The organism is Halorubrum sp. SD41, from assembly GCF_058630335.1.
Genome location: NZ_JBZVGZ010000016.1, coordinates 35323 through 47937 on the forward strand (window position 1 = coordinate 35323; position 12615 = coordinate 47937).

Sequence of the window (12615 nt, forward strand, 5' to 3'; positions counted from 1 at the left end):
CAGTCACGGAAATGAGCCTCGCGAAACCCTGGCGCGACCTCGACCGCTCGACGGTCGGGAGCGCCCCGGAGCGGTACGCGCTGTACGAGCTCGGCGACGCCGACGGCGAAACGGTGGGGTTCGGCGCGGGCGTCCTCCGCGACGAGCTGAAGGAGGCGCTCGCGTACGGCGACGCCGCGAAGGTGCGCTGGGAGCTGGCCGACTCGGTCGATCACGCCGAGCGACTGCTCGCGGACCACGTCGAGGAGTGACCGACTCGTCCGCCCCGGTCGTCCCGAGCGAGCGGGAACGACCGACAGACGAAAGTCCCGCGACCGCCGAGGAGGCGACATGAGCGACGAGGCCGACGGCGGCGAGGCCGCGACCGAGGACGACAGGGCCGCGACCGAGGACAACGGGGGCGTGACCGACGGCGGCGACGAGGTGCTCCGCGCCAGCGACATCGGCGGCGAGGGACCGCCGGTCGAGGAGAAGCCGTACAAGATCGTCTTCGAGGCGAACAAGTGCTTCGGGGCGGGGAAGTGCGCGGAGGTCGCGGACAACTGGGTGATGGACGTCGTGAGCGGCATGGCGAAGCCGGAGGCGTACTACATCGGCGAGGAGGACCTCGAGGAGAACGTCCGCGCGGCCGAGGCGTGCCCCGCCAAGAAGGACGCGGGCGTGATCCACGTCGTCGACCGCCGGACGGACGAGGAGATAGCGCCGGACCCGCACGGCGACGGGACGCTCTCGGTCGACTGGTAGGGATTTCCGAAAGGGGTTTCACCCCGCCGCCGGTAGCCGAATCCGCGCGGGGGTGGCTGAGCCTGGCCAAAAGCGGCGGACTTAAGATCCGCTCCTGTAGAGGTTCGAGGGTTCGAATCCCTTCCCCCGCATGTCGCGGCGCTCACACACCGTGAGCGCCGCGTCTCGGATTGGAAGGGATTCGAACCAGGGAACGGAGCGAGCGCAGCGAGCGGAGTGAGTGAGGTTCGAATCCCTTCCCCCGCATTGCTGTCGCGAACAATACGTGAGCGACAGCACTGGGCACAGAAGGGATTCGAATCAGGGAGCGGGAGGTGAGCGAGCGCAGCGAGCGGAGTGAGTGAGGTTCGAATCCCTTCCCCGCACTCCTGTGGCGAGCAGTCCGCGAGCGACGACGATTGCTTATAAATAGACCGCGGTGCGGTCGGCGCGTGCCTCCGAGTGGCCGCCGAAGGCGGCCGCGAGGAGCCCGCGCGAGGGAGTCGCTGGCGGCGCCCGCCGCCAGCGACGAGGTTGGGGAGGGGGGAGGAGGCGAGCGGAGGGGGGCGGGACTCAAAGGGGCAGTCGCGAGGGGGGCGCAGGTGACGCAAGGACCACAGGGAGCGAACGGAGTGAGCGACCGAGGACCGCAGCGAGCGTGCGCCCCCCTCGCGACTGGGGCTTTGGAGGTGTTCGCGGTCGATCTTCGCTCGATTATTTATAAGCAGGTCGTTGAGTCCCTGGCGGTGTTCGCCGTCGATCCGTACCCGGCCGTTTATAAATGAACGATCCGCACGATAGCGATGCCCGCTGTCGGGCTACGGTGAGTTGTTTATAAATAAGCGATAGAGGCGTTGGTGGCGTTCACTGCCGATCAGCGGTCTGTCGTTTATAAATAGCGCCCGAGTCGGCGGCGGCGTTCGCCGCGGCCCCGATACCGCGTTCAACAGCAGAACATGAACGGGTAGACCAAGGCGACGCGGTCGCCCTCCTCCAGTTTCGTGTCGAAGCCGTTCTCGTTCTCGTTGAAGTGGCCGTTGACGAGGATCCGGGCGTACGCGATGGTCTGCTCGCCGACGGGGTTCTTCGACCACGTGCCCGGCAGCTCCTCCGGCGTCGGCGCCCAGCCGCTGTGGGTCGCGTCGGACTCCGACTCCGCGATCAGCATGTCCTGGAGCTGCGGGTAGTCCTCGAACAGTTCGTCGAGGAATGCGCGGAGCGTGTCGCCTTCGAACGTGTACTCGAACTCGTACACGTCGAGCTCCGTGCGCACGTGACCGGTACACCGGACGGTGACGGTCGTCTCCGCCTCGGTCGCGGTCGCCTCCGAGTCGTCCGGGCTCGCCTCGGTCTCCGCTTCGGCCGGGGACGGCTCGGCCATCTCGCTGGATCGGGCCATGCGCGTACGTACGGCACCGTTCCGGGTAAGCCGGGGGACGAACATGTTCGCGAGAGCCCGCCCGACTGGAGCGCTTCCGAGCGGCGGGAATTCGACCGAACATGTTGCCGCTAAACGCATAGGACGTCTCGACGGGACGTTCGCACATGCGACTCACGAGAAAGACGATCGCGAAGGTGATCGTCGCGGCGTTCCTGCTCAACCTGGTCGTGATGGGCGCCGGGGCGTGGTTCGCGTATCAGGAGGCGCCGCCGATACCCGACGAGGTCGTCGGTCCCGACGGCGAGACGGTCGTCACGGGGGCCGAGGTCCAAGACGGGAAGGAGGCGTTCCAACAGTACGGGCTGATGAACCACGGGTCGATACTCGGTAACGGCGCGTACTACGGCGAGGACTACACCGCCGAGACGCTGGAGCTGAAGACCCGGCACATGCGCGAGTACTACGCCGACGCCGAGTACGGCGCGGCGTACGACGCCCTCGACTCGGGAGAGCAGTCGCGCGTCGACGCCTTGGTGCGCGACGAGCTCGACCAGTCGCACGACGGCGGCGACGTCGTGGAGTACTCCGCCGCGGAGCTGTACGCCCACGAGCGGGTGCGCGAGACGTACGTCGAGCGCTACCACGAGGGCGACCACGACCGGGGCGTCCCGGTCGGGATGATCGGCTCGGAGGAGGAGGCCGAGGACTTCGCCGACTTCGCGCTGTGGACCGCGTGGTTCTCGCACACCGACCGGCCGAACGCCGACCACTCGTACACCAACGAGTGGCCGTACGCGCCCGGCGCCGGCAACGACGCGACCGGCTCGGCGATGATCTGGAGCGTGATCGCCATGGTGCTGCTCGTCGGCGCCGCGGGCGCCGCGATCCTCCTTTATAAATCGGTGAAGCTCCCCGAGCCGTCCGCGGCGGGGATCTCGGTGCCCGAGCCCGGCGACGTGAGCGTCTTCCCGAGCCAGCGCGCCGCGCTCCGGTTCGTCCCCGTCGCCGCGGGGCTGTTCATGGCGCAGGTGTTGCTCGGCGGCCTGCTCGCGCACTTCTACATCGAGCGGGCCGGCTTCTTCGGGATCGAACGGATCTTCGGGATACACATCCTCCAGATTCTCCCCTTCTCCATCGCGAAGACGTGGCACATCGACCTCGGCATCCTCTGGATCGCGTCGACGTGGCTCGGCGCCGGGCTGTTCCTCCCGCCGCTGCTCACCGGCCACGAGCCGAAGCGGCAGGGGACGTACGTGAGCGTCCTGCTGGGCGCGCTCGTCGTCGTCGTGGTCGGCGGGATGGGCGGCATCTGGCTCGGCGCGAACGGCTACCTCCCGGGCGAGCTCTGGTGGCTGCTCGGCAACGAGGGGTTAGAGTACCTCGAAGTCGGGAAGGTGTGGCAGGCCGGCCTGCTCGCCGGGTTCGTCCTCTGGGCGATTCTCGCGATCCGCGGGCTCAAGCCGCTGCTCGACCGCGAGCCGGCCTACGGGCTCGCGCACATGATCCTCTACGCCGGCGGCTCGATCACGCTGCTGTTCGTCGCCGGGTTCATGTTCACGCCCTCGACGAACATCGCCGTCACGGAGTTCTGGCGCTGGTGGGTCGTCCACATGTGGGTCGAGGGCGCCTTCGAGTTCTTCATCGTCGCCATCATCGGGCTGACGCTGGTGTCGATGAACCTCCTCACGCGACGCAGCGCGGAGAAGGCGGTGATGCTACAGGCCCTCCTCGTGATGGGCACCGGCGTCATCGGCGTCTCGCACCACTACTGGTGGATCGGGCTGCCCGACTACTGGGTGCCGATCGGCAGCGTCTTCTCGACGCTGGAGCTGCTGCCGCTGATCTTCATCCTCTACGAGGCGATCGGCCAGTACCGCGCGATGACGGAGAGCGGCGGGTTCCCGTACAAACTGCCGTTCATGTTCATCGTCGCCAGCGGGATCTGGAACTTCGTCGGCGCGGGGGTGCTCGGCTTCTTCATCAACCTCCCGCTTATCAACTACTACGAGCACGGGACGTACCTCACCGTCGGCCACGCGCACGCCGCGATGTTCGGCGCGTTCGGCTTCCTCGCGCTCGGCATGGTGACGTACATGCTCCAGCTGTCGATCGACCCCGAGCGCTGGGACGGCTCGTGGCTCCGGGCGTCGTTCTGGTGTTGGAACGTCGGGCTCGCGCTGATGGTGTTCGTCTCCGTCCTCCCGGTCGGCTTCCTCCAGCTCGACGTCGCGTTCACGGAGAGCTACGCCGCGGCCCGCAGCCTCGCGTTCTACGAGCGGGACATCGTCCAGACGCTGTTCTGGGCGCGGCTCCCCGGCGACACGCTGATCATCGCCGGGACCGCGATCTACGTCGCCGACCTGATCCGGAAGCGGTTCGTCCTGCGGGCGTCCGAGGACGACCCCACCGTCGACGACATGGCGGTCGCGGAGGGGATCGTCGGCGACGACGACTGATCCGTCGGCGTCGGTCCGAGCCGGCGGCCGGCGCGTCGGTCGGGTCCAGCGTCCGTCGACGCCGGTCGAGTCCGACGACCGTCGGCGCCCGTGGATCGGGTCTGCGCCGAGACCACTGGGGTTTAACAGAGACCGTAGTTTACGGGACGGCAGACTGAACGGCGTCGGGAGGGACCGCCGGGCGCTCCTCTCGCGGATCGGGATCATGAACAGCAACTCATCGTCACGGGAGTGGTCGTCGTGGTAGAGCACACTCGAACGCTCGATTTCAAGATCGCCTTCGCGATCGGGCTCGGAACGATGATCGCGGCGGGGATCTTCTCGCTTTCGGGCGCCGCCGTCGCCCGGATCGGGTCGAGCGCCGTGATCTCCTTCGTCATCGCCGCGGTGATCGCCGGGATCACGGCCGCCGCCTACTCGGAGTTCGCCTCGATCTACTCGGAGAACGGCGGCGGCTACCTGTTCGCCTCCCGGACGTTCGAGGGCCGGGACCTCCTCACGTACGGGATCGGGGCGTCGCTGTTCCTCGGCTACACCGGGACGACGGCCTTCTACCTCGCGACGATGGACGAGTGGTTCGTCCGGTTCATCATCCCCGAGTCGCTCGGTTGGCTGCCGCACGGGACCGCGGGCGTGGCCGCGGCGGTCCTCCTCGGCGTCCTGAACAGCCGGGGGACGGAGGAGTCCGGAACCTTCCAGCTCCTCGTCTCGGGCGCGAAGGTCGCCGTGCTCTTCGCGTTCATCGCCGGGGCGTTCGCGTTCCGCGGCCCCACGGCCGCCGTGGGCACCTTCGCGGCGCAGTTCTCGACGGACGTCGTCGGCATCCTCTCGGTCGCGGCGCTGGCGTTCATCACCTTCTTCGGGTTCTCGGCGATCGCGGCGAGCGCCGGGGAGATAATCGAACCCCGCAAGACCGTCCCGCGGGCCATCGCGGCGAGCATCGTCACGGTCACCGTCCTGTACGCGCTGGTGATCATCGCGATGACCAACTCGCCGGTGCCGCCGGAGGTGATCGCGCGGGAGGGCGAGACGGCCATGGGACGGGTCGCTGAGGGCTTCCTCGGCCCCGTCGGGCAGTCGCTGATCGTCGCGGGAGCGGTCTTCTCGATGGTGTCCGCGTCGAACGCGTCGATCCTCGCGGCGTCGTCGATCGGGTCGCTGATGGGCCGGCAGGGGCAGGCCCCGCGGCCGTTCGCCCGCATCCATCCGGAGTACAGCACGCCGTTCTGGAGCGTGGCCACCGCGACGGGGGTGATCGTCGCGCTGATCGTCGCGTTCATCGCGGTGTTCCCCGCCGAGGACGGGCTGGCGGGTATCGACCTCGGGCTCAACGCGCTCACCGGATTCGCGACGCTGAACCTGCTGCTCCCGCTCGCGGTCGTCAACGTCGCGCTCATCGTCCATCGGCGGCGGTTCGAGGACGTCGAACGCGGCTTCCGGGTTCCGGGCGTCCCCCTCGTGCCGCTGGTCGGGGTCGCCGCGAACCTCGGGCTGGTGTACAACCTCCCGAGGCGGGGCGTCGCGATCGGACTGCTGCTGTCGGGGCTGCTGGTCGTCGCCTACCTCGTCTGGGGCGGCGCCCCCGCGGTCGAAGACCTCATTCAGGAGGTTCCGGGGTCCGACACCGCGGCGGCGCCCGACGAGGCGGCATCCGACGAGCCGGCACCCGACGAGGCGACATCCGACGAGTTGGCGCCCGACGAGACCGTCGCCTCCGGCGGGACGGCGGCCGGCGAAGGTGAGTCGGGGCCGTTCCGGGTGTTGATCCCGGTCGCGCGGCCGGAGAACGCCGCGAAGTACCTCCAACTGGCGGACGTACTCGCGTCCGGCAGCGACCGGGACGTGGCGGTCACGGTCCTCACGGTGACGCAGATCCCGGAGCAGACGCCTCACGAGGTCGTCAGCGACATCGCCACCGACCGAGCGGACCGCATCACGGAGGAGCTGGCGGCCGACGACCACCCCGTGGAGTACACGGTGACCGCCCACACCTGCCGGAACATCGCGTTCGACATCAACAACACCGCCCGGAACCAGGGATCCGACCTGATCTTGATGGGGTACCCCGAGGAGAGCGAGGAGATCACCAGAGAGGTCGAGTACGGCGCGCCGTGCGACGTCGTCTTCACGAGCGGGTACGAGGGCGAGACGGTCGAGACGGTGAACGTGGGCGCCGGCGGCGGCCCGCACCACCGCGCCGCGCTGTCGGTCGTTCGAGTGCTGGGCCGACAGGGAACGAACGTGAACGTCATCACGGTCGACCCCGCGGGCGAGGAGCCGCCGGAGGACCCGGCGACGACCGTGTCCGAGCTGAACGGCGTCGAGGACCTCCGCGTCATGAGCGTCGAGGCCGGGACGATCGCCGACGGCCTCGTCGACACGGCCGCCGAGGCCGGCGGGCTCCTCGTGATCGGGGCGTCGCGCGACCGGCGGTTCCGCCAGTGGGTGTTCGGGAGCACGCCCGACGCGGTGATTCGGACCGCGCGGGCGGCGGACGTCCCGGTGATCGTCTACGCGAGCCGGAGCGGCGTCTACGAGCGGTTCGAGGACTACCTCTTCCCGGTCTATCGGTTCCTGCGACGGCTGGCTCGGCGTCGCGGGGCGACGCCCGACCGAAGCCCGCTCGAACAGTGACTCCTCCGCTCGGCCGTCAGTAACAGTGACTCCTCCGCTCTGCCGTCAGTAACAGTGACTCCTCCGCTCTGCCGTCAGTAGTGCCAAGGGTAGTCGCGGAACTCCGGTTCGCGGCCCTCTAAGAACGCGTCGCGGCCCTCCTGGGCCTCCTCGGTCATGTACGCGAGCCGGGTGGCCTCGCCGGCGAACACCTGCTGGCCGACCATCCCGTCGTCGGCCATGTTGAACGCGTACTTCAGCATCCGCATCGCGGTCGGCGACTTCCGGGTCATCTCGTCGGCCCACTCCAGCGCCACGTCCTCTAACTCCTCGTGCGGAATCACCTCGTTGACCATCCCCATGTCGGCGGCCTCCTCGGCGGAGTAGGTCTTCCCGCGGAAGAACACCTCGCGGGCCTTCTTCTGGCCGATCTGCTTCGCGAGATACGCGGAGCCGAACCCGCCGTCGAACGAGCCCACGTCGGGGTCGGTCTGGAGGAACTTCCCGTGCTCCTCGCTGGCGAGGGTCATGTCGCAGACGACGTGCAGCGAGTGGCCGCCGCCGACCGCCCAGCCGGGGACGACCGCGACGACGGGCTTGGGCATGAAGCGGATCAGCCGCTGCACTTCGAGGATGTGGAGCCGACCCGCGCGCGCCTCGCGGACGAGGTCGTCGTCGTCGTCGCCCGCCTCGTCGTCGTCGCGGTACTCGTAGCCGGAGCCGCCACGGACCGACTGGTCGCCGCCGGAGCAGAACGCCCAGCCGCCGTCCTTCTCGGAGGGGCCGTTGCCGGTGAGGAGGACGGTCCCCACGTCGGCCTGCTTGCGCGCGTGATCGAGCGCGGCGTACAGCTCGTCGACCGTGCCGGGCCGGAACGCGTTGCGGACCGCGGGCCGGTCGAAGGCGATCCGGACCGCGGGGACGTCGACGGCGCGGTGGTAGGTGATGTCGTCGAACTCGTCGGTGACGGGTTCCCACGCGTCGGGATCGAAGATCTCCGAGACCATGCCGGCTCCTACGTCCGGCCCGCTCATAAACGGCGTCGGATCGGTGCCGGATCGGCACTCGGAGCGGGAGGAGAACGCGGCTCAGCGGGGCGACTCCTCGTGGCGCCCCGCAGAGAGGACGGGAAGCCGCTCCCAGCGTCTGGGACGGACGCCGGAGTCGCGGCTCGCCCGTCGGGACTCGTCAGTCGTTCTGCGCGTACGCACCCTTCGGGTGCCCCTTGTGCTGGAGATTGCGGTTGTCGCGCTTCCGCGTCGCGGTCGCGGGGATGACCTCGCGGGTCGGGTCGATCTCCGACCGCGGCATCCCGGTGTAGCCGTGGTCCGGATGCTCGGAGCAGTGTGCCATCGCGTCGTGCGAGCCCTCCCACGGGCCCTCGTCACAGCCGTCCGCCGTACAGACGAACACTATCTCCTCTGACATGCTAACCGGGGGTTCCCGGCGGGTGTATAAAAACCCCGCACCGAAATTATCAGATTTGATTCTGCCGTTCGGCACCGCGAAACGGACCGACTCCGCGGCCGGTCCGGCTAATCGCTGACCGCGGGCGCGCCGAACAGCTCGACGCTCGTCCCGTCGTGGCGACAGTCTTCGAGCGCGTGTTTGGCCGCGAAGCCGGCCTCGTGGGCGGAGGCACCGCGGCCGACGCCGACCTGAAGCTCGATGTCGACGTCGTCCGCGACGTGGGCGACCGCCGACGAGAACGCCGACTCGGGGAGGTCGGGGCAGACGGCCACGACGTTGTCGCCGCCGACGAAGAAGGAGAGGGCGCCGTGCGCCTCGCGGAGGTGGCGCATCAGCGAGCCGTACGCCCGTTCGATGTTGATGAACGTGTCGAACTCGTTGAGGCGGTCGGTGTACTTGCCGGTCGCGTTGACCACGTCGAAGTGCGCGACCTGGAGGTCCGACCGGTCCGTCTCCGAGAGGTACTCCCCGGCGAGCACCTCGGTCCGACTCTCGTCTTGGGCGCTCCCCTCCGTCTGAAGCCGCCGGTTCGCCGCTTCGAGCGCGTCCACGGGGCGCTCGGCGACGGCGGTCCCGAGGCTCACGCTGACCGGGTAGCGGTTGCCGATCGACTCCTGAAGGGTCGCGTGGGCCGCGCCGTCGACGCCGTTCGTCACCGCGATCATGTTGTCGAAGCGGGTGAAGAAGACGTAGGCGTCGCGGTGGCCGAGGAACTGGGCGACGTCGGCGAACAGCCGCGACTGGAGCGTCTGGAGGTCCATCTCTCGGCGCGGCTCCGGCGTCGTCGTCCACGGCCCGTAGTTGTCGATCTGGACGAGGGTCACCTGAGTCGTCGTCACAGTGAACATCGATACGGAACGCTGCCGCTTTACCCTTCCGTTATACCGAAGGTGGAACCGGTACCGGGTTCGTGATCCTCGACCCACCCGGTCATCCCGTCCTCGACCCGCCCGGCCATCCCGTCCTCGACCCGCCCGGCCATCCCGTCCTCGACCCGCCCGGTCATCCCGTCCTCGCTCCGTCCCCGAGCCCGGGCGCAACCCCTACGGCCGTGGCGCCCGCATTCGAGGTATGATATACAGCGGCGCCGTCATCGACGTCGACGGCACGGTCGTGCGCGGCGACGATCCGATCCCGGGCGCCCCGGCGGGGTACCGGTGGCTCCGCGAGGCCGGAATCGAGCCCCTGTTCGTCTCGAACAACCCGACGAAGGCGCCGCCGGCGTACGTCGACCGCCTCGGCGCGGCGGGGTACGACGTCGACGCCGACCGCGTCTTCACCGCGGGCAGCGTGACGACGCGGTACCTCCGAGCGCACCACGCTGACGACGACCTGCTCTGTATCGCCGCCCCGGGACTGCTCGACCAGTTCGCAGAGGCCGGGCTCTCGACGACCGACGACGTCGACGCCGCCGACGCCCTGGTCGCCTCCATCGACCACGAGTTCGACTACGACGACCTCTGTACCGCGCTGTGGGCCTTAGAGCGCGACATCCCGTTCATCGGCACCGATCCGGACGTAGTGATCCCGGCGCCCGAGCGCGACGTACCCGGGTCCGGCGCCGTGATCAACGCGATCGCGGGCGTCGCCGAGCGCGAGCCCGACGCCGTCCTCGGCAAGCCCTCGGACACCGCGATCGAGATGGTGCGCGAGCGGCTCCCCTACCCCGCCGAGGAGTGTCTCGTCGTCGGCGATCGGCTCGACACGGACGTCGCGCTCGGCGAGCGCGCCGGGATGACGACCGTCCTCGTCCGCTCGGGCGTCACCGACGACGACGACCTCGCGGCCTCGGAGATCGAACCGGATCACGTGATCGACCATCTCGGCGAGATCGACCGCGTCATCGGCTGAGCCGCGCCGCGACCGCCGCCGACAACCTCCGCCGCGTGGGTAACAGTTATGTGGGAGCGACCGCTCGGCTCGCGTATGGGAGTGCTTGACTCACACGAGGACCGGACCGGCGACGACGAGGAGGACCCGGAGGAGTCCGTCCGCGTGCTGGAGGGACACGCGGTCCGGTTCAACGAGTACCGGTACTGAGAGCGGCGTCGCGGCCGCTTCGGTCCGCGAGCGACCGCCCGACGGCTGTCGGGACCGTTAAGTGGTCGTCGGGGGTAGCCGAGGGTGTGATACGGAGGCTCCGACGCGCGAGCGTCTTCGCCGCGGTGGCCGCGCTCGCGGTCCTCGCGCCGTCGCTCGAGACCGCCGCCGCCGTCCCCTTCTTCGCCGTCGCCGGCGCGGCCTTCTTCGGCGTCCGCGACGGGGAGTGGTTCGAGACGCTCGCGCTGCCCGGCGACCGCGAGGAAGAGCGCCTCTACGGGTTCGTCTCCTTCGCGCTCGCCGGCGCGGGCCTCGCGCTGTTCGCCTCGCTGCCGCGCGCGCCGCTGCCGTACGAGGCGTTCGCGGCCGCGGCGCTCGCCGTCGGCGTCGGTCGCCTCGGTCGGTCGCTCGTCTCCCGCCGAACGACCGACGAGTTCCCGCTCGTCGCCGGCTACGTCGCCGCCGGGACGGCCGCCGCCCTCGCCGGACAGGTCGGGGTGCGGCTCCAGACCGGCGCCCCCGTCGACGCGGAGACGGTTCCCCTCCTCGTCTTCCTCGCCGCGGCGGCCGCGCTGACGGCGGCGTTGGTCCGCTCGCTCGTGTTCTCCCGGGACGCGCACATCACGACGATCCTCGTCGCGTTCGCGACGTGGGGGTTCCTCGCTTTAGAGCCGACCGTCGACGCCCCGCTCATCGTCGCCGGCCTCGCGGTGACCGGCGCGCTCGGCTACGTCTCCTTCGCCATCGGCACCGCCTCGGTGGCGGGGATGCTCACCGGCGTCGTCTCGGCGCTGCTCGCCGTCGTCCTCGGCGGCGTCGGCTGGTTCCTCACCCTCATGTCCTTCTACGCGGTCGGCGGCCTCGCCTCGAAGTACCGGTTCGACGAGAAGGCGGCCCGGGGGGTCGCCCAGGAGAACGAGGGGGCCCGCGGCACCGGCAACGTGCTGGCGAACTCCGCGGTCGCGCTCGCGGCCGTGGTCGGCTACGCGGCCGCGCCGCACCTCGCCGTCCCGGCCGCCCCCTTCGGGTTCGCGTTCGCGGGCGCGACGGCGACCGCGATGGCCGACACGCTCTCCTCGGAGATCGGCGGCCTCTACGACGGGCCGCGGCTGGTGACGACGCTCCGCCGCGTCGAGCCCGGCACCGACGGCGCGATCACCTGGCAGGGCGAGCTGGCGGGCCTCTCCGGCGCCCTCCTCGTCGGCGCCCTCGCCGCCGGCGGGGCGCCGGTGCTCGACCCGGTCGCCGCGGGCGGCGTCGCCGCGGGCGGGGCCGTCGTCGCCGCGGGCGTCGCCGGGATGACCGTCGACAGCCTCCTCGGCGCTCTGATCGAGGGCGACCGGGTCGGCAATCAGGCCGTGAACTTCCTCGCGACGCTCGGCGGCGCGGTCGTCGCTGTCGCGTGCTGGGCGGTGGTGTGAATGGCGGGCGGAGACCCCCGAGTCCGCCAGGGACGGACCGCCGACGCCGACCGGATCCGCGAGCTCCAGTCGCACCTCCGGCAGCCGAGCCCTGACCTGTTGGAGTACGGGCTCGCGGTGGGCGCCGCCCGCGTGAGCGTCGCCGACGGCCGCGTCGTCGGCTACCTGCTCCCGGTGGACGCGCCGAACCGACCGGGCGTTCACCTCGCCGAACTCGTCGTCGCGCCCCCCTTCCGCCGGGAGGGGCGCGCTCGCGGGCTCCTCCGCGCGGCCATCGCCGACGCCGACGGCCCGGTAACGCTCCAGGCGCACCCGGACAACGACGCGGCGCTCTCCCTCTACGAATCGCTCGGCTTCGAGGTCGTCGAGCGGCGGCCGGACGCGTACGCCGACGGCGACGCGCTCGTCCTGCGGCTGGGATAGCGCACCCGAGGCGCCCGCGACGGGTAGCGCGCCCGAGGCGGCTCGCGGCAGGCGCTCCCGCGCGGTGACCGCAGACACAAGGACTATT

At 70.1% G+C, this 12615-nt stretch carries 12 protein-coding genes and 1 tRNA gene; 8 read left to right on the forward strand and 5 right to left on the reverse strand.

Annotation, left to right across the window (positions count from 1 at the left end; translation table 11 throughout):
- The first annotated feature begins 11 nt into the window (after positions 1–11).
- The 3 genes from AC4NMM_RS09050 (at position 12) to AC4NMM_RS09060 (ending at position 875) form a co-directional block, all read left to right on the forward strand.
- Positions 12–251: a DUF7508 domain-containing protein gene (locus AC4NMM_RS09050; protein ID WP_096395217.1), complete on the forward strand. Its 240-nt coding sequence runs from the start codon at positions 12–14 to the stop codon at positions 249–251.
- A gap of 79 nt (positions 252–330) precedes the next feature.
- Positions 331–744, forward strand: a complete 414-nt coding sequence (locus tag AC4NMM_RS09055) for a ferredoxin (RefSeq protein ID WP_096395215.1) — start codon at positions 331–333, stop codon at positions 742–744.
- A gap of 46 nt (positions 745–790) precedes the next feature.
- A tRNA-Leu gene (locus tag AC4NMM_RS09060) sits at positions 791–875 on the forward strand.
- 791 nt (positions 876–1666) lie between these two features.
- Here the strand turns inward: AC4NMM_RS09060 and AC4NMM_RS09065 are convergent.
- Positions 1667–2122 carry a MoaD/ThiS family protein gene (locus tag AC4NMM_RS09065; protein ID WP_491924126.1) on the reverse strand — a complete coding sequence of 152 codons (456 nt, stop codon included), beginning with the start codon at positions 2120–2122 and terminating at the stop codon, positions 1667–1669.
- 146 nt (positions 2123–2268) lie between these two features.
- Between AC4NMM_RS09065 and AC4NMM_RS09070 the strand changes: the two genes are divergently transcribed.
- Entirely contained in the window at positions 2269–4560 is a 2292-nt protein-coding gene (locus AC4NMM_RS09070) for a nitric-oxide reductase large subunit (RefSeq protein ID WP_491924127.1), read from the forward strand.
- A 240-nt stretch (positions 4561–4800) separates the two neighbouring features.
- Positions 4801–7194, forward strand: a complete 2394-nt coding sequence (locus AC4NMM_RS09075; RefSeq protein WP_096396263.1) for an amino acid permease — start codon at positions 4801–4803, stop codon at positions 7192–7194.
- Positions 7195–7268: 74 nt separating this feature from the next.
- Here AC4NMM_RS09075 and AC4NMM_RS09080 read toward each other — a convergent pair whose 3' ends face one another.
- The 4 genes from AC4NMM_RS09080 to AC4NMM_RS09095 form a co-directional block, all read right to left on the reverse strand.
- The gene (locus AC4NMM_RS09080) at positions 7269–8180 is read right to left on the reverse strand and encodes a 1,4-dihydroxy-2-naphthoyl-CoA synthase (RefSeq protein WP_096395209.1); all 912 of its coding nucleotides are present in this window, start codon (positions 8178–8180) and stop codon (positions 7269–7271) included.
- Positions 8181–8361: 181 nt separating this feature from the next.
- Positions 8362–8601 (reverse strand): hypothetical protein, encoded by a 240-nt coding sequence (locus AC4NMM_RS09085; RefSeq protein WP_004596760.1) that lies wholly within the window; start codon positions 8599–8601, stop codon positions 8362–8364.
- 107 nt (positions 8602–8708) lie between these two features.
- The gene (locus AC4NMM_RS09090) at positions 8709–9482 is read right to left on the reverse strand and encodes a GTP cyclohydrolase III (RefSeq protein ID WP_096396261.1); all 774 of its coding nucleotides are present in this window, start codon (positions 9480–9482) and stop codon (positions 8709–8711) included.
- A gap of 29 nt (positions 9483–9511) precedes the next feature.
- The gene (locus tag AC4NMM_RS09095) at positions 9512–9649 is read right to left on the reverse strand and encodes a hypothetical protein (RefSeq protein WP_491924128.1); all 138 of its coding nucleotides are present in this window, start codon (positions 9647–9649) and stop codon (positions 9512–9514) included.
- Positions 9650–9714: 65 nt separating this feature from the next.
- On the opposite strand from AC4NMM_RS09095, the gene AC4NMM_RS09100 reads away from it, so the two are divergent.
- The 3 genes from AC4NMM_RS09100 (at position 9715) to AC4NMM_RS09110 (ending at position 12527) form a co-directional block, all read left to right on the forward strand.
- A complete protein-coding gene (locus AC4NMM_RS09100; protein ID WP_491924129.1) occupies positions 9715–10494 on the forward strand; it encodes an HAD-IIA family hydrolase in 780 nt (259 codons plus the stop codon).
- A gap of 275 nt (positions 10495–10769) precedes the next feature.
- On the forward strand, positions 10770–12104 hold the full coding sequence (locus tag AC4NMM_RS09105; protein ID WP_096395205.1) for a DUF92 domain-containing protein: 1335 nt from the start codon (positions 10770–10772) through the stop codon (positions 12102–12104).
- Positions 12105–12527 (forward strand): GNAT family N-acetyltransferase, encoded by a 423-nt coding sequence (locus AC4NMM_RS09110; protein ID WP_096395203.1) that lies wholly within the window; start codon positions 12105–12107, stop codon positions 12525–12527.
- Positions 12528–12615 lie beyond the last annotated feature (88 nt).